Source organism: Bradyrhizobium sp. WU425 (assembly GCF_021052305.1).
GTDB lineage: Bacteria > Pseudomonadota > Alphaproteobacteria > Rhizobiales > Xanthobacteraceae > Bradyrhizobium > Bradyrhizobium canariense_D.
Genome location: NZ_CP088089.1, coordinates 2596015 through 2615965 on the forward strand (window position 1 = coordinate 2596015; position 19951 = coordinate 2615965).

At 63.9% G+C, this 19951-nt stretch carries 16 protein-coding genes; 10 read left to right on the plus strand and 6 right to left on the minus strand.

Translation table 11 applies throughout. The features are described from left to right. Positions 1–77: 77 nt before the first annotated feature. Positions 78–1061 (minus strand): helix-turn-helix domain-containing protein, encoded by a 984-nt coding sequence (locus tag BcanWU425_RS12340; protein ID WP_018460351.1) that lies wholly within the window; start codon positions 1059–1061, stop codon positions 78–80. Between the two features lie 354 nt (positions 1062–1415). Here BcanWU425_RS12340 and BcanWU425_RS12345 point away from each other — a divergent pair, with 354 nt between their 5' ends. Further along, positions 1416–4298, plus strand: coding sequence for an ATP-binding protein (locus BcanWU425_RS12345; RefSeq protein ID WP_204511961.1), 2883 nt, complete (start codon positions 1416–1418; stop codon positions 4296–4298). A gap of 49 nt (positions 4299–4347) precedes the next feature. On the opposite strand, the gene BcanWU425_RS12350 is transcribed toward BcanWU425_RS12345, so the two are convergent. The 4 genes from BcanWU425_RS12350 to BcanWU425_RS12365 form a co-directional block, all read right to left on the minus strand. Continuing rightward, entirely contained in the window at positions 4348–5304 is a 957-nt protein-coding gene (locus tag BcanWU425_RS12350; protein WP_204511960.1) for an alpha/beta fold hydrolase, read from the minus strand. Positions 5305–5426: 122 nt separating this feature from the next. Beyond that, positions 5427–6128, minus strand: coding sequence for a type 1 glutamine amidotransferase domain-containing protein (locus BcanWU425_RS12355; protein ID WP_085361023.1), 702 nt, complete (start codon positions 6126–6128; stop codon positions 5427–5429). Between the two features lie 184 nt (positions 6129–6312). Next, entirely contained in the window at positions 6313–7020 is a 708-nt protein-coding gene (locus BcanWU425_RS12360; RefSeq protein WP_085348991.1) for a hypothetical protein, read from the minus strand. Between the two features lie 118 nt (positions 7021–7138). Further along, positions 7139–9982 carry an ATP-binding protein gene (locus tag BcanWU425_RS12365; RefSeq protein ID WP_204511959.1) on the minus strand — a complete coding sequence of 948 codons (2844 nt, stop codon included), beginning with the start codon at positions 9980–9982 and terminating at the stop codon, positions 7139–7141. Positions 9983–10314: 332 nt separating this feature from the next. On the opposite strand from BcanWU425_RS12365, the gene BcanWU425_RS12370 reads away from it, so the two are divergent. The 6 genes from BcanWU425_RS12370 to msrA all read left to right on the plus strand — a co-directional run bounded on the left by BcanWU425_RS12370 (position 10315) and on the right by msrA (position 15455). Further along, positions 10315–10986 (plus strand): sensor histidine kinase, encoded by a 672-nt coding sequence (locus BcanWU425_RS12370; protein WP_085348993.1) that lies wholly within the window; start codon positions 10315–10317, stop codon positions 10984–10986. A gap of 33 nt (positions 10987–11019) precedes the next feature. Next, complete coding sequence (locus tag BcanWU425_RS12375; protein ID WP_085348994.1) at positions 11020–11745, plus strand: VOC family protein; 726 nt, start codon at positions 11020–11022, stop codon at positions 11743–11745. Between the two features lie 264 nt (positions 11746–12009). Further along, the gene (locus tag BcanWU425_RS12380) at positions 12010–13323 is read left to right on the plus strand and encodes an epoxide hydrolase family protein (protein WP_085348995.1); all 1314 of its coding nucleotides are present in this window, start codon (positions 12010–12012) and stop codon (positions 13321–13323) included. A 61-nt stretch (positions 13324–13384) separates the two neighbouring features. Further along, positions 13385–14233: an enoyl-CoA hydratase/isomerase family protein gene (locus tag BcanWU425_RS12385; RefSeq protein WP_018460341.1), complete on the plus strand. Its 849-nt coding sequence runs from the start codon at positions 13385–13387 to the stop codon at positions 14231–14233. 111 nt (positions 14234–14344) lie between these two features. Continuing rightward, entirely contained in the window at positions 14345–14767 is a 423-nt protein-coding gene (locus tag BcanWU425_RS12390) for an OsmC family protein (protein WP_085348997.1), read from the plus strand. A 172-nt stretch (positions 14768–14939) separates the two neighbouring features. After that, positions 14940–15455 (plus strand): peptide-methionine (S)-S-oxide reductase MsrA, encoded by a 516-nt coding sequence (msrA, locus tag BcanWU425_RS12395; RefSeq protein WP_026234007.1) that lies wholly within the window; start codon positions 14940–14942, stop codon positions 15453–15455. Positions 15456–15504: 49 nt separating this feature from the next. Here the strand turns inward: msrA and BcanWU425_RS12400 are convergent, their stop codons facing one another. Further along, complete coding sequence (locus BcanWU425_RS12400; protein ID WP_231190506.1) at positions 15505–16233, minus strand: TetR/AcrR family transcriptional regulator; 729 nt, start codon at positions 16231–16233, stop codon at positions 15505–15507. Between the two features lie 47 nt (positions 16234–16280). On the opposite strand from BcanWU425_RS12400, the gene BcanWU425_RS12405 reads away from it, so the two are divergent. The 3 genes from BcanWU425_RS12405 to BcanWU425_RS12415 all read left to right on the plus strand — a co-directional run bounded on the left by BcanWU425_RS12405 (position 16281) and on the right by BcanWU425_RS12415 (position 19951). Continuing rightward, positions 16281–17426, plus strand: a complete 1146-nt coding sequence (locus BcanWU425_RS12405; protein ID WP_204511958.1) for an HlyD family secretion protein — start codon at positions 16281–16283, stop codon at positions 17424–17426. Further along, positions 17423–18919, plus strand: coding sequence for an MDR family MFS transporter (locus BcanWU425_RS12410; RefSeq protein WP_204511957.1), 1497 nt, complete (start codon positions 17423–17425; stop codon positions 18917–18919). The genes BcanWU425_RS12405 and BcanWU425_RS12410 overlap by 4 nt, the downstream gene beginning before the upstream one ends. A 93-nt stretch (positions 18920–19012) precedes the next feature. Further along, positions 19013–19951 (plus strand): aldo/keto reductase, encoded by a 939-nt coding sequence (locus tag BcanWU425_RS12415; RefSeq protein ID WP_204511956.1) that lies wholly within the window; start codon positions 19013–19015, stop codon positions 19949–19951.

Consider the following 19951-nt stretch of genomic DNA (forward strand, 5'->3'; position numbering starts at 1 on the left):
AGGGGCCGTCCTGTGTGGGTGCAGGGACGGCCCCGAGTGGCTCGCAGGCCCGGGAGGATGAGGGCGCGAGCGAATGCTTACGCGGCTGCGCTGATCCAGTCCCTCTCCGTAGCAGGACGACGCGGCGGGAGTGCTTGCACCTCTCGCCGTTCGCCCTTGCTGGCGAGGCGCCAGCGTGCCGGGGATTGATCGGTGATGCGCTTGAAGACAGTCGAAAAATGCGCCTGCGTGCTGAAGCCGACGGCGAGTGCGATCTCGGCCAGCGGCCGCTCGGTGGTCGCCAGCAACGTCTTGGCCTGCTCGATCCGGTGATTGAGCAGATATTCGCGGGGGCGATAACCGGTCGCGACGCGGAATTGCGCCGCAAAGTGCATTCTGGACAGGCCGGCGACATTGGCGAGCTCGGACAGGCTGATGCAGCGGTGGAAATGATCGGCGATATATTGCTCGACGCGCCGCAGCCGCCATTTCGGCAGGGCATTGACCTTGGCGCGTGGCAATTCCAGCCGTGCCAGATGCATCGCGAGGGTTTGGCCAATGCAGCGCGTGAACTCGTGGTCCGCGGCGTCGCCAAGTTCGATCAGCGCCTTGGCAAGCTCGGCCGCGAGCGGATCGCGCAACAGGACGAGATCATTCAAACCTTCAGTTCCGGAAAATTGTGCCGGAAATTGATCCGCGGAGATGTAAAAGTGCAAGAAGGCGCATGGCGACTGGAATTGTACGGCGAGGGGCTTTGACGGCGCGGTGAGATACAGTGTGCCCGCGGGCATGGTCCCGTCGAAAATGACCTGGCGATCCCGGGTCAGTTTCGCGCGCGTGGTCTTGAGGGCGATGCCGACGAAATAGCGATCCTCGGGCGTCGTCGCTTGGTGCGACGAGGTGCTCCGCGGGTCTTCCCATCGCGAGATCGCGATGTCCTCGGCCGCCGCTCCCGTGCGCGGATCGATCTGACGCCATTGACGCTCCCGAATGATCGCGTGTGTTGCCCGGGGGAACTCGCAATCCCCCGAGGTGCCCGGAAATTCAATCCAGGCATCACCTGCCTGCAAATTGGTCAACATCGTTCGTCCTCTCCGGGCGTTCTCCGCTGTTTGCAACCAGCAAACGCGCAAAGCCCACGTTTTCCATGGTGAGAGGATAGGCGTGAGCTGACCTGCAAGCTCGTTAGTGGTGATTAGGATGTGTTAGTTTTTGTGGGAGCGCATAAGGTGCGGCATCCCGTCTCAGGAAGCGTCGTTTTTGTACAGTTTATCAGACATTTGCGTATCCCCGACACGACTCAGGAGAGCACCGGTCATGGCGTGGAGATCGATGTGGAGGTGTGAGTTCTGTGGGTTGCCCTCGCTGGACCTCGCACTGGCGCCGGGTATAGTCGCGCCGCATTTCGCTGGAGCGGCCGTCAAGATGAGTCAAAAGTGATCGAGCTCTCGGCAGGACAGGGCCCCCGCGGCCGCGACGCCGCGGCGATCCCAGATTTCGATGCCGTCGCGTTCGGGCCATTTTCGCTGCGGTCGCGGCTGCTGGAGAAGGATGGCTTGCCGGTCAGGCTCGGCAGCCGTGCGATGGATATTTTGCGCCTGCTGGTCAGTCGCGCCGGCGAAGTGGTCCCGAAGAACGAAATTCTCGGCTATGCGTGGTCCGGACTTTCCGTCGAGGAGGTCAGCCTGCGCGTCCATGTCGCGGAGCTGCGCAAGGTGCTCGGCGACGGAAAGGATGGTGCCCGCTACATCACCAACATCCCGGGCCGGGGCTATTGCTTTGTCGCGCCCGTGCGGCGTGGCGGGCGCGCGGAGGTGGCTACACCGGCGTCGCGTGTGCCTGAAAGGGCCGCGCCGCCACCGTCGCTACCGCGCCGATTGGACCGGATGGTCGGGCGGGAGGACGCCGTGGCCGAGTTGGCAGCGCGCTTGCTCCGCGATCGCTTCGTCACGCTGCGAGGGCCGGGCGGCATCGGAAAGACCACCGTTGCGACTGCGCTCGCGCACGAGATGTGCGATAGCTTCGACGGCAACGTCCATTTCCTCGAATTCGGTCCGCTCAAGGACGGAGCGCTGGTCGCGAGCACGGTTGCAGCCGCGTTGGGCCTCGTCGTGCACCACGAGGACCCCTCGGCCAGCATCGTCAATTTCCTGCGCGGCCGCCGGCTGCTTCTCGTGCTCGACAGCTGCGAGCACGTCATCGAGGAGGTCGCGCGCCTTGCAGAAAACATCTACCGGGAGGCGCCTGGCATCGTCATCCTCGCAACCAGCCGCGAGTCGCTGCTGGTGGAAGGCGAGCAGATTTTCGAGCTCGTTTCGCTCCCCGGTCCGCCGCAGGGCACCCGCCTCAGTGCCGGCGAGGTGCTCGCTTTTCCCGCCGTGCGCCTGTTCGTCGATCGCGCCGTCGCGGCGGGGCATCGCGACGACATCACCGACGAGGATGCCGAAGTCCTGGCCCGGATTTGCGGCAAGCTCGACGGCATCGCGCTGGCGATCGAGCTGGCTGCCGCACGTGTCGGTCTCTATGGACTGCGCGAGATGGCGGCGCTGCTCGACAACCGGCTGCAGCTCGAATGGCGCGGGCGGCGGACGGCGCCGCCGCGGCAGCAGACGCTCGGCGCTACGCTCGACTGGAGTTTCGGTCTGATCGGCGAGAGCGAGCGGATCGTATTTCAGCGCCTCGCCGTCTTCGCAGGTCACTTCACGTTGAGGGGCGCGATAGCAGTCGCGGCCGGGGCGGAGATGGCGGAGGATCGCGTCGTCGAGGCCCTGGAGCAACTCGTGGTGAAGTCGCTGGTTTCCACCCAGCCGGACGGCGCATCGCGGCGCTATCGCCTGCTCGACGCAACGCGTGCCTATGCCCTGCAGAAACTGGCCGACGGCGGACAGCTGGCGCAGATCGCGCATCGTCATGCTCTCTATGTTCAATGCACGCTCGAAGCGGGCATGAGGGACAAGGAGGGCAGCGATCATGCGTCACGTTTGCAGGAAAGCGCGAGCCTGCTCGCCGATGCCCGCGCTGCGCTGCAATGGGCTTATGCCAACGACGACGGCGCCGGCTTGCGCGCGCCGCTCGCCGGCAGCTGCACAAGGCTGTTCGTCGAACTCAATTTGCTGAACGAGGCCCGCATCTGGTCCGATCGCGCACTCGCAATGCTGGACGAGGCCGACCGGGGCGGCGCATGGGAGCTCGAACTTCAGTCGACGCTCGGTCACGCCTTGATGTTCACCGAACGTAACAGCGAGCAGGCGGAAGCGGCGCTCAGGCGCGGGCTGGAAATAGCGGAAGCGCTTTCCGATCACGCCAACACATTCAGGCTGTTGTCCCGGCTCAACATGTTCTACCGCCGGACCGGTCGCTATCGGCATCTGGTGCCGACTGCGCTTCACGCCGAGCGGATTGCCCGCGTCATCGGCGATACCGCGGGCATCGCCGGGAGCAAAGCGCTGCTCGGCGTGTCATATCACCTCGCCGGAGACCAGGCCGCGGCGCAGGCTCATCTCGACCAGGGCCTGCGAGACGACGCTGCGCTCCGCGGCACCCAACCCGGGCATTTCGCCTATTCACGCACACCGCAAATTCCGCTCGCGCGCGTGCTATGGCTGCGCGGCTTTCCCGATCGTGCGCTCGAATGCATCCGGCCGCTGGTCGGCGCTTCGGCGCCGCATGACGTGGTCATGCATTGTATCGCATTATGCTGGTCCGCTTCGGTATTCGGCTGGCTCGGCGACTGGTCGTCGGTCGAGGCCATGACCGGTCGTCTGACCGCGCATGCGAGCATGCACGGGCTCGTGCCTTACGAAGCCGTCGCGGCGGGTTTTCGGGCGCAGAGCATGATCGCTCGGGGCGAGGCGGCCGGCGGCGTCGACCTGATGCGGAGTGCGCTTCCACGCCTGCATGCCGACCGCTACGAACTCTATGCCTCGGCGTTCGCCGCGGATCTGTCTCGGGGCCTGGTCAGCTTGGGACAATTGACGGAAGGCATTCAGGTTCTTTACGAAACCATTCTGCGGGTCGAGCGGGAAGGCGGCGCGTTCGACATGCCCGAGCTGCTCCGTCTGCGGGGAGAGCTGGAGATCCAGGGCGGCAATCCCGACGCGGCCGAGGCCGATCTTGTCGCCTCGATCTCGCTCGCCGAACAGCAGGGCGCGCTATCGTGGCGGCTGCGAGCCGAGATGTCGCTGGCGCGGCTTCGAACCCGGCAGCATGTGCAAAATCCGCTCGAACAGCTCGCTCAAACCTATGCCCGGTTCTCCGAAGGGTTCGAGACCGCCGATCTCATTGCAGCACGGCGCATGTTGAACGAACCGGGGGCCTGAACAGTCGATACGACCGTCTCTTCTCGCTGCTGAGCGCGTCCATCAGCGCTCAACCCTTGTGTCCAGCCAGCCGCCCCAGGAAGTCGCGGACAAGCAAAGCGATCTCGTCGGTGGCTTCATCCAGCGCGAAGTGGCCGGCTTCGAGAATGTGAACCTCGGCATCCGGCACGTCGTCGCGATAGGCCGTCGCGCCTGCGACGGCGAATGACGGATCGTATTCGCCCCAGACCACCAGCGTCGGTGGCCGCGTCTGGCGCAACCAAGCCTGCCATTTCGGATAGGAGGCGACGTTGGTCCGGTAATCCAGGAACAGCGTGGTCTGAATCTCGGCCTGGCCGGGACGCGTCAGGAGCGCGTATTCGTCGATCCAGGTGTCGGGGTCATAGCGCTCGGGACGCGGACTGGAGCCGAGATGCCGCTGACGCGTCGCCTCCAGGGACGTAAAGTTGGCCTTGAGCGCCTCGACCTCGTGCGCCGGGTCGGCCCAGTACTTCCTGCGCGCATTCCAGAGCGGGCTCAGCCCCTGCTCGTGCGAAACCGCGTTCTGGACGATGACACCGCGGACGCGTTCGGGATGCGCCAGCGCCATGCGGAAGCCGACAGGGCCTCCGTAGTCCTGCATGAACAGGACGTAGTCGGTGAGGCCGAGCTTCGTTGTGAGCTCGCCGATCACGGCGGCGATGTTGTCGAACGTATAGGTGAAGTCGCATGGCGGCGGCGCGCTGCTGTTGCCGAAGCCGGGATAGTCCGGCGCGATGAGATGATATTTGTCGGCGAGCAGCGGCATCAGCGGCTCCCACATCCGCGACGACGAGGGAAATCCGTGGAGCAGCAGCACCGTCGGAGCGTCGGTGGGCCCAGCCTCGCGGTAGAAAATCTCGAGACCCCGGATATCGGTCTTGTGATAGCTGATCGAGCGCCGGCTCGATCGCAGATCCTGTGCCGAGGCCTGCACGGTCGCGCAGGCCAAAGCGGCCGATAGGGCAAGAGTGGCTGGGATGTTCATGTCATCGCTCCGAATTCGGCATGTGAGGTGAAGATGTGTCGCAAGTAGGGGACATCCCCTTGTGACGGCGGCGTCGAGAGGCACCATCGCGGGCGCCTCTCGCGATGTGCCGCATCTGGGCTTTACGACGCGCGCGCCAGCGGCTCGCCCTTCAGGGCGGCGAGCAGGGCCTGCGCGGCCGGACCCGAGGAGTGCGGGTTCTGGCCCGCGATCAAGAGGCCGTCGGTGACGACGTGAACGCCCCAGTTTGCCGTCTTCGAGAAGACGGCGCCAAGCTTCAGCATTTCGTCTTCGACCAGGAAAGGCACCACCTTGGTGAGGCCGACGTCCTCCTCTTCACCATTGGTGAAACCGGTCACCTCCTTGCCCTGAACCAGGGGCTTGCCGTCGGGCGTCTTGACGTGGCGCAGCGCACCAGTCGAATGGCAGACCACGGCGACTGTCTTGCCGGCGGCAAGGAAGGATTCGATGAGCTTGACCGAGTCCTTGTCCTCGGCGAGGTCCCACATCGGGCCGTGACCGCCGGGATAGAAGACGGTGTCGAAATCTTCCTGCTTGACGCTGTCGAGGCGAACCGTCTTGTCGAGTTGGGCTTCGGCGGCGACGTCGGCCTCGAAGCGTAGCGTCAGGTCGGTGCGGAATTCGCGCTCGTTGCTCTTGGGGTCGAGCGGCGGACGGCCGCCTTTCGGCGAGGCGAGGGTGATCTCGGCCCCGGAATCCCTAAAGATGAAATAGGGGGCGGCGAGCTCCTCGAGCCAGAAGCCCGTCTTGCGCCCGGTGTTGCCGAGCTGATCGTGCGAGGTGATGACCATCAATATTTTCATGACCGTTCTCCTTGAGTGCGTTTGCTGCGATGACGCGCTCCATTGCGGTGGAGATGCGCGGAGCTGGGTCTCGTTCGAGCACGTCACGTCGTTCGTTGCTCGCGACCCCAATCTGCGCTCAAGGCTGACTGTTGGCTCGTTATGTATTGTTAGACGTTGAGAGTTGGAGATATCGCGCGGGCCGCTACTCGAAGACGGCGTCAAAGATCTCGACATCCATCAGCACGGGCTTGGCGACCACGGTTCCGTCGGGCCGCAGCGTCTGCGCGCGTCGGAGCGTCGGCACCACGATGCCGCCGAAGCTGTCATGGGCCCAGGAGTAATGCGCGACTTTCATTCCGAACAGATCGTGATCGGTCCGCCGTTGCAATGCGTTCTCGTCGAAATAGAAGATCTGTTCGGGCGCGAGCGTGATCAGGCTCGGTGGGAATTGCGCCCGCAGCCGCCGCCATGACTCGTTATTCTCCTGCCACGGCGGCAGCTCCTCCACCAAGACATCGGGATGGGCGAGCAGGAATGGATTGGTCAGATAATTCCAGATCGCGACGCCGCAGAAGAAGACGAGATGCAGCTCGCCCGCGAGCGCGGGCGAACCGGCCTCGGTGAACGCAAGACTCGGATTGCGCCAGGTCCGCAGAATCTCACCTTCGAGGCTTTCGATCGTGATCGCGTCCGGCTGAAACGAGCCGGAGTGTTCGCCTCCGGTGATGCCGGTGAAGCGGACCGATTGCGTGCGGGTCGAGCCCTCCGCCGTCACGTCCTTGAATTCGCTGGCATGTCCGGTGCTGGAGAACAGCGTTCCCGCGACGGAGAGGTGAAGCGTGAACCGGCTCAAGCTATTCCAGCGGGCCATTCCGCCGCTGGCATCAATTACATCGTCAAGAAGCGCCATGTCCCGCCATATCCACCATGAAGTGCCACCACCATGGCGGGGCGGATGCGGCTTGGCGTGTTAGAATTTGTTAGGAGTTGCGAGCGGATAGCCTTGCGGTATCTCATTGAAGATACTCTCAATTCAGCGCCGCAAGGAGCTCCCTGGCGGCGACGAGATCACGGGTCTGGAGGCCCTCCTGGTACCGCGCGACGAGGGGGGCGAGCAGGGCGCGTGCGTCGGCGGCTTTTCCGGCCCCGCGCCAAACCCGGCCGAGACTAATTGCTCCCCGCAGCTCCCAGCCGAGCGCGCTTTGGCGGCGTGACAGATCGAGCGAGTCCAGGAAGCAGCTTTCGGCCTCCGCGGCATTGCCCGACCGGGCGAGGATGTCGCCCTTGACCCTGAGCATCTCCGGCATGTCGAAGGATTCGCCATGATCGGGAATCTCTGCGATGGCATCGTTGATGGTCTGCAAGGCTTCGTCGGCCTGGTTCTGCGCCACGAGTCCCTCCGCGAGCGCGGTCGCAAACACCGTGGTCATGATCCGGTGTCGCGTCGCGTACAGCGTGGCCTGGCTGCGGCGGAGGTGCTCGATGCCGGCGGCGACGTCGCCGCGGCGAAGCAGCAGCTCACCCTTCTGGCCGATGCCGACCGCGTGATAGGGCCCGAGGAAGTGCCGCGCGGAATGATCGATCAGCCGCTCGATCAGGATTTCCGCATTGGCCAAGTCGCCGACCCAGAGGAACACGTAGATGGTCCAGATCAAGGAAATACCGAGAGTGAGCGGCTGTTCGAGCAGTTCGGCTTCGCGAACGGTGTATCTCGACGCCTCGATCGCACGATCGGGCCGGCCGGTGAGCCAAAGCCCGCGTGCCAGCGCCACCAGTGCGACGATGCGGTCGTCATAGCCGAGATGGCCGATATTCAGCCGCTGCGAGCCGGGATTATGCAACATCGCGCTCTCGCAGAGCTGCACCGCCTTGTACTGGTTGCCGATCAAATGATGGGCGACGCCCAGCATCCATTCGACGTTCAGCGTGCTGGCGGGATCGTTCAGCTTCCGCGCGACGCTCTCGCCCTGTTCCCCGGTTCCGAGTGCTCCGTGAAAATCTCCGACCCTGGTGAGATAGATGTGCAATCCGCGGAGCAGCCAGAGCTGCCAGTGCAAATCCTGGAGCTCCTGGGCAAGCTGGAGACTGCGCGTGAATGCCGAGCGGACCGCTTCGGTATTGCCCTGCGTGAACATCGCGGAGACGCCGAGCGCGGCCTGCAAGATCATTTCATTGCGGCCATCCACCGCGCTCGCGTCGAGGGACGCCAGCGCCTGCTGGGTCCAGCGGTAGCATTCGGTCAGCAATGTCAGCTCGAGAAAGAATTGCGCCGCCGACGCCGCCAGATCCACGCCGATCGTTCGGTCCCCGCCGTCCGAAAAGCTCCAGGTCAGCGCGGCCCGGACATTGGGCAGGTGGTCGGCATAGGGAAGAAAGCCTCCGGCGCTCTGCATGCCCGTGGATTTGAGAGCGATGTCACGCAGGAAATCGCGGAAATATTCGGCGTGGGCACGTGCGACGCGGTCAGCTTCGCCGTTCTCGACGAGCTTCTCCGCGACGAAGGCACGCGTCGTATCCAGCAGGCGATAGCGCAGCCGCCGCTCCGCAGGCGAGGTCGCGATCAGCGATTTGGAAAGCAGGTTGGAGATCGCCTCGGCGGCTTCTGCCTCGCCGATGCCCTGACAGGATGCGACCGCAAGCGCGGCTTCCAGCGTGAACGGCCCGACGAAGGCCGACAATCCGCGCAGCGTTGCGCTTTCGGTTGCCGGCAGCAAATCATAGCTCCAGGCGAGCGCCGCACTCAGGGTGTGGTGTCGCGGGACAGCGGTGCGCCGGCCGCGCCATAGCAGGGAGAAACGGCTGTCGAGCAGCGAGGCGGTGCCGGCAATGCCATAGGCGTTCACACGCCCGGCCGCGAGCTCGATCGCGAGCGCGATGCCGTCCAATCGACGGCAGATGTCGGCCACAAGCGGCGCATCCTCCTCGCTGAGCTCGAATTCGCTCAGGCTCTCTGCAATGCGTTCCACGAAGAGCTGAGTTGCGGGATAGGCAAGGATGTCGGCGATGCCGAGTCCGTCGCGCTGTGGCGGGCAATCCAGTGGAAACAGCCGATGGACACGCTCACCTTCGGCGCGGAAGGATTCGCGGCTGGTGGCGAGAATATGCAGCCCACCCGCTTCCCGGACGATGCGCTCCGCCAGAGGGGCGAGATCGTCGAGGATGTGCTCGCAACTGTCGAAGACCATCAGCATCCGCCGGTTGCGCAGGAACGTCAGCAACCCCGGCACCGGATCGTCGGAATTGACTGTCAGGCCCAGCGCGGCCGCGATCGTTCCCGCGACGAGCCGGGTCTCCCTCAGTGCGCCGAAATCGACAAAACACACCTGGCCGTCGAAGGCCGGGAGCTCGCCATGCGCCACGGCCAGTGCGACCGAGGTCTTGCCGATCCCGCCGGGACCGACGATCGTGACGAAGCGATGCAAGGCGAGCTCGGCGGAAATTCTCTGGACCGCATCGTCCCGCCCGATCATCTTCGCCAGCGGCGAGGGCAGCGAGCGCGGCGAAGCAACGGGCAGGCTGGTCCGGTTCTCCGAAGGGGCAGCCCGGAGCAGCGCCGCCGTGAAGCAATAACCTCGTCCGGGGACGTTGACGACGTAGCGGGACCCTTCGCCCGGGTCGCCCAAGGCCTTGCGCAGCGTCGTGATGTGAAAGCGCAGGCTGCCTTCGTCCACATTCACGTCGGCCCAGACCCGCCGGATCAACTCACGCTTGTCCACGACCTCGCCGGCGCGCTCGGCGAGAAAAACGAGGATGTCGAGCGCACGGCCGCCGAGGTGAACCGGGGCGCCGTCCTTCTCGAGCAGCCGCGTCTTTGCGAACAGCCGGAATGGCCCGAAAGCAATGGCCGAATCCTGGTCGTTAGTGTCCGGCACGGGCCAATCATTCCAGTGAGAGCTGAACTCTGCACTTTGATCTAGCAGAAGGGAACCCTGAGTAAACTGGTCGAAAGTGGCGAAATCGCGTGGAGGGTGCCGGCAATTGGCCGGTCGCGCGCGACGATCCGTCGCAAATTGTACTCAACGCGAGCCTCTTTCGGAGCGATCGGGACAACCCGGCAGTGTGCTTGACCGACCAGCTCACGTTCGGAGTGCCCGTCGTCGGACCCCCATCATAACAGAATCTTGCAACGTCTAACGAGCAATGCGCGCGAACTGCATCCAGTATCCGTTCCGAGTTTGACGCTAATTCCAACGGGGAGGCTACGATGTCCGGTATCAATGCTCGGCCGAATGACGACGTCGTTCGATCTCAATTTGTGGCCAGTTTAGACGATCAGTCGCGTGACTGGGAGCTCGTGCTGCGGGAATCCCACCATCGGATGAAGAACACGCTAACGATACTGGGTGCGTCAGTCCGCCGCGATTTCACCCGAACGGGTACCAGGGACGTATCGCTTGCAGCGGACCGGCTCGAGCGGCGCATTGTCGCCTTCGGCAGGCTCTATCAACTCTTGTCCGACAATGACGACCATACGGCGATCCCGGTGGCGGCCTTCTTCGAAAATCTGTGCGGAGCGATTTCCGAGGCCGTGCTGGAGCCGGCGGGCATCCGCTGCGAGGCTGCAATTGAAAGCGGCACGCTGCCGGCGTCGCAATGCCATCGGCTCGCGCTGATGCTGACGGAGCTGGTAACGAATGCGGCCAAGCATGCCTTCCCGAACAGGAATGACGCACTGATCCGCATCGAGACGGCCAATCGCGACGGCGCCTGGTTCTGCACGGTAATAGACAACGGGATCGGCGCGACCGGGCCGCTTCAGGGCACCGGCAGCCGGATTCTCGAAGGACTCGCACGCAGCATTCACGCCCGGCTGCAGGGCGAGGCGGGAGAGGACGGCACACGCGTAACCATCGTGATGCCGATCGCAGCTGCTTGAAGCTCGTCTTAAATCCAACCCAGGGAGTTCGACATGGCCACTACCGAAATCGACCACGACGCCGCGGCCAAGCCTTCCAACAAGCCTTCCAACAAGTCTGCCAACGAGCCTTCGGTATCGCGTAGCGTTGATCAGAGGCTCGAGGTGATCGTGATCCCCGTGTCCGATGTTGATCGCGCCAAGGCCTTCTACGCGCGTCTCGGTTGGCGACTGGACGCCGATTTTGCCTCTGGCGATGATTGGCGCGTGATCCAGTTCACGCCGCCAGGTTCGGCCTGCTCGGTGATTTTTGGCAGGAACGTGACGGCGGCAGCGCCGGGCTCGGTGCGAGGCCTCTACCTGATCGTCTCCGATCTGGAGGCGGCGCGAAAGGATCTGCTGGACCGCGGCGTCGAGGTCAGCGCTCCATTCCACGGTGCCGGCGATGTTCACGCGGGGACCGACGAGCCTTATCTCTCCGGCAGCGTTCGGGTGAGCGGTGCTGACCCGAAGCGCGGCAGCTACGGCTCATATGCGTCGTTCAGCGATCCCGACGGCAATGGCTGGTTGTTCCAGGAGGTCACGACGCGATTGCCGGGACGGATCGCGGGCGACGGCACGACATTCGCTTCGCAGGCTGCGCTGGCCGCAGCACTGCGCCGCGCGGCGGCGGCCCATGGCGAGCACGAAAAGCGGACCGGCGGGCACGACGAGAACTGGGCCGATTGGTACGCCGATTACATCGTCCGCGAACAGGCGGGCCAGCCGCTGCCATCCTGAGCTGGACAGCACGGATTCTTCGACTGATGCAAGCCGACACGGCGCGCGATGACTGAGCTCATCGCGCGCCGTGTTGTTTTGGCGGCGCGCGTCGCGAGTCGACGATCGCTCTCCTCGGTGTCGCGCGGCTCGCAACGGCTAACGCGCTCTAACAACCCATAACGAGCAAATTGCCAGGGCCTGCGCCAATCTCTCGGCATGGCGAACCGAGGCGTTGATGTCGAATTCGGTCAGCGTCACCGACCAAAGCTAGGGAGATCGAACATGACCACGCAAGCACGTACCGACATTCTCAATCCAGACCGCCGTCAACTGTTGAGCCAGGCCGCGATGACCGCGGTCGCGGCAAGCGTGTCGAGCCTGCTGCCGCTGCATTCTGCGAAGGCCGGCGTGAGTGGGGCGGTTCGCCCGTTCCACGTCAGCGTGCCCGAGCAGGATCTGCTCGATCTCCGTCGCCGTCTCGCCGCGACGCGCTGGCCTGATCGTGAGATCGTTGCCGATCAATCGCAGGGCGTGCAACTGACGACGGTGCAGCAGCTCGTGAGCTACTGGCAGAACGACTACGACTGGCGCAAGATGGAGGCGCGGCTGAATGCCTTGCCGCAATTCGTCACCGAGATCGACGGCGTCGACATCCATTTCATTCACGTCCGCTCCAGGCACGGGAATGCCTTGCCGATGATCGTCACGCATGGCTGGCCCGGTTCGATCATCGAGCAGATGAAGATCGTCGGCCCGCTCACCGATCCCGCCGCACACGGCGCGACGGCGGCGGACGCTTTTGATCTCGTGATCCCTTCGCTCCCAGGCCACGGTTTCTCCGGCAAGCCGGCGGAGCTGGGCTGGGATCCCCAGCGCGTCGCGCGTGCCTGGATCGTGCTGATGAAGCGGCTCGGCTACAACCGCTATGTCGCGCAAGGCGGCGATTGGGGCAATGCCGTGACGGAGCAGATGGCGGTGATCGCGCCGCCGGAACTGCTCGGCATCCACACCAACATGCCCGCGACCGTTCCTGACGACATCGCCAAGGCGCTTCAGCCCGGCGGATCGCGGCCGTCGAACCTCTCGGCCGACGAGCGCTACGCTTACGATCAGCTCGAGGACTTCTACAAGCACGGTCTCGGCTACGCGATCGAGATGTCCAACCGGCCGCAGACACTCTATGGCCTGGTGGATTCGCCGGCGGGCCTCGCGTCCTGGATGCTCGACCATGATGCGCGCAGCGCCGCAATGATCGCCCGGGTGTTCGACGGCAAGACGGAAGGGCTGTCGCGCGACGACGTGGTCGACAACATCGCGCTCTACTGGCTCACCAACACCGCGGTGTCGTCGGCGCGGCTGTACTGGGAGAACAAGCTGGTGTTCTTCGAGCCCAAGCACATCAAGATCCCGGTCGCCGTCAGCGTCTTCCCGGACGAGATCTACGCTGCGCCGCGCAGCTGGACCGAGAAGGCCTATCCGAGGCTGATGCACTACAACCGTCTCGACAAGGGCGGCCATTTCGCCGCCTGGGAGCAGCCCGCGTTGTTCTGCGCGGAAATGCGCACCGCCTTCCGACCGCTGCGTCAGTCGATCTGAGACCTGCGGGGACGCGCACTTCCGCGCGTTCCCTTCTTCCCCTCAGACCAGGAATCCAATCATGAACCGCCCCGAACGCACCTTCACGACCGACCAAATCCGCCTGGAACGTCGGCTGCCGTCGTATTGGCGTGTCACCTTCGACATGCCCCCAGTCAATATCTTCGGCCCCAAGCAGCTTCCGCTTCTTGATGACGTCGTCAAGGCGATCGAGACCGATCCTGAGGTGAAGGTCGTGGTGTTCGACAGCGCCGTCGAAGGCTTCTTCATCACGCATTACGACTTCCTCGCGCCGCTGGAGGATTCGCTTCGTATCCCGCCGGGGCCGACGGGCCTGCAGGCACTGCCCGACATGCTGGTGCGTCTCAGCCGCGCGCCGGTGGTTTCGATTGCCTCGATTAGGGGCCGTGCGACCGGCGTCGGCAGCGAACTGGCGCTGGCAAGTGATATGCGCTTTGCCAGCCGCGAAAAGGCGGTCCTGTCGCAATGGGAGGTCGGTGCGGGCCTGGTGCCCGGCGGCGGCCCGATGGCGCGGTTGCCGCGCCTGATGGGCCGCGGCCGCGCGCTCGAGGTTCTGCTTGGCGCCGACGATATCCACGGCGATCTCGCCGAACGTTACGGCTATGTGAACCGCTCGTTGCCGGATGCCGAGCTCGATGGCTTCGTCGAGGCGCTGGCCATGCGCATCGCGTCCTTCGACAAGGAGGCGATTGCCGAGACCAAGCGCCTCGTCGACGTTGCGAGCCTGCCACCGGATATCGAGATCAAGCCGGAATGGGACGCGTTCCTGGCCTCGCTCAGCCGCCCGGCAAGCCAGAGCCGCATCAAGGCGCTGATGTCGCGCGGCTTCCACCGCGCCGGTGATGTCGAGAACCGGCTCGGCTTCCATGTCGGACAGATCGGTAGCTAGCGGAACTGCTGCGGCGCTCGGCCGGTTGGAACGGCGACAGGCGGTCGTGCCAATGTCGCTTTCGTACCGTACCGAGTGCCGGTGCTAAAAAAATCAACCAGGAGAATTGAGATGATCCGCAAGGCAACAGCGGTCTGGAAAGGCACCGGTCGCGATGGCACTGGTCAGTTATCGAGCGAATCCGGCGTGCTCGCCGCGACGCCTTATTCGTTCAAGACCCGCTTTGAGAACGAGAAGGGCACCAATCCCGAGGAATTGATCGCTGCGGCCCATGCAGGCTGCTTCACTATGGCGCTGGCCTTCGGCCTGCAACTCGCCGGCTTCACGCCGGACGAGCTCACGACTGAAGCTGCGGTCAGCCTCGAGCCGGAAGGCAAAGGCTTCAAGATCAGCAAATCGGCGCTGAAGCTACGTGCCAAGGTGCCGAACCTCGACGACGCTGGTTTCGCCAAGATCGCGGGCGAGGCCGAGAAGAACTGTCCGGTGTCGAAGGTGCTCAACGCCGCAATCACGCTCGACGCGAAGCTGACGTAAGGCGCGCTCAATTTATGTCCATCTGGTTCTGCTTGGGGAAGCTGAGGTCGTCGAAGCTTTGGCCTCCACGAGAGGAACCGGATGGGCAAATGCCCGGCTTTCGACTGGGCCGCCGAAAGCATAGGATGCGACGGGTTCAGAACGGACAGACCGATCAATTGGGAGTGGAGATATGACAACGGAACGCGCAATTTTGGCCGGAGGCTGCTTCTGGGGCATGCAGGATCTGATCCGCAAGCAACCGGGCGTGGTCTCCACCCGCGTCGGCTATACCGGCGGCGCGGTGAAGAATGCCACCTACCGCAACCATGAAGGTCATGCCGAAGCGATCGAGATCACCTTCGATCCCGCCAAGACCAGCTTTCGGACCATGCTGGAGTTCTTCTTCCAGATCCACGATCCGACCACGCTCAACCGCCAGGGCAATGATTTGGGCACGAGCTATCGCTCGGCAATCTTCTATACCAGCGACGAGCAGAAGCGGATCGCCAAGGACACGATTGCAGACGTTGAGGCGTCCGGTCTCTGGCCTGGCAAGGTCGTAACCGAGGTCGCGCCCGCGGGCGAGTTCTGGGAAGCCGAGCCGGAGCATCAGGATTATCTCGAACGCTATCCGGACGGGTACACCTGCCACTTCATCCGCCCCGACTGGAAGTTGCCGCGGCGCGGGGCTGCCGCGGCAGGCTAAAGCGGGTCGTCGCTATTGCCGGGGAGAGCCATGGCTGAAATCCGCGAGATCATCGCCGGCATCCGCAGATCACATCGACCGCTTTTCGGGCCATCTCCCTCAGCTCCGGGCGGCGGGCGCCGGCACGGGCGCGAATGGCGATGGTGTGCATCGTGGCTGAAGCGAGAATGGCAAGCGCCGCCGGATCGGCGTCGCGCTTCAGCTCGCCCTTGTCCTGGGCGAGGCGGAAGCGGGCTTCGAAATCGGCATCTATCATGCGCAGTCCCGCCGCAACGCTGCTCCGGATCGCGGCATCTTCTGCGACTTCGGTCACCGCCGTCCCCACCACGAAGCAGCCGCGTGCGGCTCCCTTGCCGGAAAAGTAGATCGACAGCGCCGCGTCATAGGCCAGCATCAGCGCTTCGTCCAAGGAATGGTCCCCGGCGAGAGCCTCACGCGTCGCGGCAAGGCTGATCTCCCAATACCGCGCGAGCGCCTCGAGATAGAGCGCATGCTTGTTGCCGAACACCGCGTAGAGGCTCGGCGGACTCATCCCGGTCGCGGCAGCGACCTTGTCCAGGGAGGTACCGGAATAACCGGTCCTCCAGAACGTTTCCGTTGCCCGCTTCAAGGCCGTCTCTGCGTCGTAGGCCGGTGGGCGTCCCCGGCGCGCCGGGGTCGTTTCGCTCTTTTTCCGTGCCATATCGTCAGAACCCCGGTTGCCATGTTCCACACGCATATTTGTATGGATCGTTATAAAAATCAAGGTCGCGGACTTGATCGCCGCGTCGGAGTACAATATTTGTAACGAGCGTTATTAAATAGATTGAACCCGAGGATCTTCCGATGCGTTTCGATTTCGCGCCAATCGCCGGCGGGCTCGGCGTTCGCAACAGCTTCCGCCCGAGCGAGGCAGCCGCCCAATGGTTTGGGGCAGGGCTCGGCAAGCGGCTGCGACGGCCGCTGATGCTTGCGCTGCCGATGGCGGTGGCCGTGGTCGGCGCATTCATCTATCTGGCGCAGGAGCAATATGTCTCGACCGACGACGCATTCGTTCGCGCCGCCAAGGTGACCATCAATGCGCGCGTTTCCGGCCAGGCGGTCGAGATCGCCGTGCGCGACAACGAGCGCGTCCGGCGGGGGCAGGTGCTATTTCGCATCGACCCGGAGCCTTATCAAATTGCCGTCGACCAGGCCGAGGCGCGTCTCGGCAGTGCGCGGCTCCAGATCGAATCCCTCAAGGCGACCCATCGTCAGCAGCAGGCCGAGCTGCAGTCGGCCAAAGAGACGGCTACCTTCGACGAGCGCGAATTCGACCGCAAGAAGATGCTGGTTGCCTCCGACTTCACGCCACGCGCGGTCTACGAGCGGGCCGAGACGGACATGAAGGTCGCTCGCCACCGCATGGTGTCGATCGAACAGCAGATCGCCAACACGATCGTCGCCCTCAATGGTGATGCCGATATCGACATCGATCGCCATCCGACCGTTCGCGCGGCCAGGGCACAGCTCGACCGTGCGCGGCTGGATCTCTCCTACGCCACCGTGACGGCGCCGGACGACGGCATCGTGACGAAGGTGGACGATCTGCAGATCGGCGGCTTCGTCAATGCCGGCGCGGCCACGTTCTCGCTGCTGTCGAGCCGGCACGTCTGGGTCGAGGCGAATTTTCGCGAGACCGGTCTCAATCATATGCGCCCGGGCCAGGAGGCGACGATCGACGTCGATGCCTATCCCGATCGCAAGTTCAAGGCGCGCATCGTCAGCATGAGTCCGGGGACCGGCTCGGACTTCTCGCTCCTGCCGCCCGAGAACGCGACGGGAAACTGGGTCAAGGTCGTCCAGCGATTGCCGGTGCGCCTGGAACTCGACGATCTCGATCCAAACCGGCCACTGTTCTCGGGCATCAGCGTGACGGCGCGGATTGATACCGGCTATCGGCGCACCTGGGCGCATCTGCTCCAACCGGCGCTCGCGACGGAGGCTAAATGAGTACGCCCCTCCCATCGACCACGTCGCCCGGCGGTCATCACGCGATCGCCGCGGCCGCCCTCATGGCGACCTACATGCAGGCCGTCAACATTTCGATACCGAACGCGGCGCTACCTCATCTTCAGGCGACGCTCTCAATGGCCAATGACGAGGTCGGCTGGGTGTTTTCCTCGTATATCGCGGCGAGCGCCGTGACCATGTCGATCACGCAATGGCTGGCGGGACGCTACGGCCGCAAAGTTGTCTATCAGGCCGCCGTCACGATCTTCGTGTTGGGTCTCGCCCTCGACACGCTGGCGACGACGTCGATTCAGTTCGTGCTGGCGCGAATCCTCCAGGGCGCGGCGAGCGGACCGCTGGCGCCGCTCTCGCTGGCGATCCTGCTCGAGGTGACGTCGCCGGCGCGACATGCGCGCATGAGCCTGGCCTGGACGGTCTGCTCCCTGCTTGGCATCAGCAGCGGCCCGGCCATTGGCGGCTGGCTCAGCGAATATTACGGCTGGCACGCCATCTTCTATGTCAGCCTGCCGATGACGGGCTTCATTTTCCTGACGATGGCTCGGCTGCTCGGCGAGAAGCGGGCGGAGCGGAGCCAGTCCTTCGACTTCTTCGGTCTGACGACGTTCTCCGTCGGCATGATCGGGTTGCAGATGTTGCTTGACCGCGGGGAGCGCCTCGAATGGTTTGCCTCGACGGAAATCTGGATCGAGGCGGGCGCCTCCGTGCTCGGATTCTACCTCTTCATCGTGCACGTCATGACGACAAAGGAGCATTTTCTGCGCACGGCGCTGTTCAGGGACCGCAATCTCGTGCTCTCGACGGTCATCTCCTTCGCGCTTGGCTTCGTGCTGCTGCCGACCCTGGCCTTGACGTCCCCGATGCTGGAGGAATTGCTCAACTACCCCGTCGACACCACCGGATACATGACCGTTCCTCGCGGCGTCGCGCTGGTGGGGGCGCTGGTGCTGACGAGCCTGGTCCCGGCGCAGATCGACTACCGGCCGTTCCTCGTGGGTGGAATGACGCTGGTGGTCTATGCCAACTGGCTGATGCTTGGCTATTCACCGGCGATGGATTGGCGGCCGGTCGTCGAGGCCGGCCTGCTCCAGGGAGCGGGTCTCGGCATGTTGCTGCCCGCGCTCGCCAGGGCCGCGTTCGGCACGCTCGATCCGAAGCTCCGCCCGGAAGGCAGCGCGCTGATCAACCTGTCGCGCCTCTATGGCAGCACAATTGGCATCGCGGTCGTCCAGCTCTTCTTCTACGCCAACACGCAGGCTGTGCATGTCGCACTCGCAAAGAACCTCACGCCCTATCGTGTCGCCGCTTACGTCGGGGGCTCGGTCGGCAAGCCGGGTCTTGCGGCCCTCAACGGCATGGTCACGCGTCAGGCGGCGACCGTCGCGGTCATCGACCAGTTCGAGATCCTGATGTTCGCCATGCTCGTCATGATTCCGCTCGTGTTTTTTCTCCGTAAGCCGCGGCCTACCGGTTAACGCCTGGAGTCATGGAATGACATCGCATCGTCAATTTCGAACACCTCGTCCCTTACTTTTGAGGGAGCTGAGGGCAAACAAAGGAGCATCAGCATGACAACGTCGGATTCGCTTCGTTATACGAGAATTCCAACTCATCAATCCGGGACGATTCCCGCGGTGGGATTTGGCACGCTCATTCCGGATCCGCTCGTGACCAGGCGGGCCACCAAGGCTGCATTGGAGGCCGGATTTCGACATCTTGATTGCGCGGAGCGCTATCGCAACGAAGAGGCGGTCGGCGATGCGCTGCGGGAGGCATTCAAGGCGGGGACGCTTCAGCGCAAGGACCTGTTCGTTACGACGAAGCTATGGAACACCAATCATCGGCCGGAACGGGTCAGGCCTGCCTTCGACGGCAGTCGCCGGCGGCTGCAACTCGACGAGATCGATTGCTACATCATCCATACGCCCTTTGCCTTTCAACCCGGCGACGAGCAGGACCCGAGGGATGAGCACGGTCGGGTCATCTATGATTCAGGGGTTACGCTGGCGGAGACATGGGGGGCGCTGGAGCGCCTCGTCGACGAGGGACACTGCAAGTCGATCGGTCTGTCGGACATCACCCTGGACAAGCTGCGCGAGATCGTTTCGATCGCGCGGATCAGGCCCGCCATGGTGCAAGTCGAATCGCATCCGTATCTTCCCGAATGGGACCTGCTCGACTTCTGTCGAGAGCACGGGATTGTCTTGCAGGCGTTTGCAGCGCTGGGACACGCCATGAAGCCGAACGTGCTAGCCGATCCGGTGATCACTGCTATCGCGGAGCGCTTGCACAGGACGCCGGCTCAAATTGCGCTGGCGTGGGCCCTCCAGCGCGGCACCGCTTTCCTGACGACTTCGACCAATTCCCGGCGCATCCAGGAAAACTTCGATATTTCGGCCTTGCCCGAAGACGCCATGCGAGAGATGAGGGACCAGATTACGACAAACATCAGGTTCAACACGGTCGTCGAGACCGGCGTGCCCGGATTCATTCCGCGGGCCGGATGA

What these genes read in the sequence shown, in the direction of transcription:
- BcanWU425_RS12350 (WP_204511960.1), bottom strand. Translation starts at nt 5,304, where the DNA reads ATGAACATCCCAGCCACTCTTGCCCTATCGGCCGCTTTGGCCTGCGCG.
- BcanWU425_RS12355 (WP_085361023.1), bottom strand. Translation starts at nt 6,128, where the DNA reads ATGAAAATATTGATGGTCATCACCTCGCACGATCAGCTCGGCAACACC.
- BcanWU425_RS12415 (WP_204511956.1), top strand. Translation starts at nt 19,013, where the DNA reads ATGACAACGTCGGATTCGCTTCGTTATACGAGAATTCCAACTCATCAA.
- BcanWU425_RS12340 (WP_018460351.1), bottom strand. Translation starts at nt 1,061, where the DNA reads ATGTTGACCAATTTGCAGGCAGGTGATGCCTGGATTGAATTTCCGGGC.
- BcanWU425_RS12380 (WP_085348995.1), top strand. Translation starts at nt 12,010, where the DNA reads ATGACCACGCAAGCACGTACCGACATTCTCAATCCAGACCGCCGTCAA.
- BcanWU425_RS12375 (WP_085348994.1), top strand. Translation starts at nt 11,020, where the DNA reads ATGGCCACTACCGAAATCGACCACGACGCCGCGGCCAAGCCTTCCAAC.
- BcanWU425_RS12360 (WP_085348991.1), bottom strand. Translation starts at nt 7,020, where the DNA reads ATGGCGCTTCTTGACGATGTAATTGATGCCAGCGGCGGAATGGCCCGC.
- BcanWU425_RS12385 (WP_018460341.1), top strand. Translation starts at nt 13,385, where the DNA reads ATGAACCGCCCCGAACGCACCTTCACGACCGACCAAATCCGCCTGGAA.
- BcanWU425_RS12370 (WP_085348993.1), top strand. Translation starts at nt 10,315, where the DNA reads ATGTCCGGTATCAATGCTCGGCCGAATGACGACGTCGTTCGATCTCAA.
- BcanWU425_RS12405 (WP_204511958.1), top strand. Translation starts at nt 16,281, where the DNA reads ATGCGTTTCGATTTCGCGCCAATCGCCGGCGGGCTCGGCGTTCGCAAC.
- BcanWU425_RS12390 (WP_085348997.1), top strand. Translation starts at nt 14,345, where the DNA reads ATGATCCGCAAGGCAACAGCGGTCTGGAAAGGCACCGGTCGCGATGGC.
- BcanWU425_RS12410 (WP_204511957.1), top strand. Translation starts at nt 17,423, where the DNA reads ATGAGTACGCCCCTCCCATCGACCACGTCGCCCGGCGGTCATCACGCG.
- msrA (WP_026234007.1), top strand. Translation starts at nt 14,940, where the DNA reads ATGACAACGGAACGCGCAATTTTGGCCGGAGGCTGCTTCTGGGGCATG.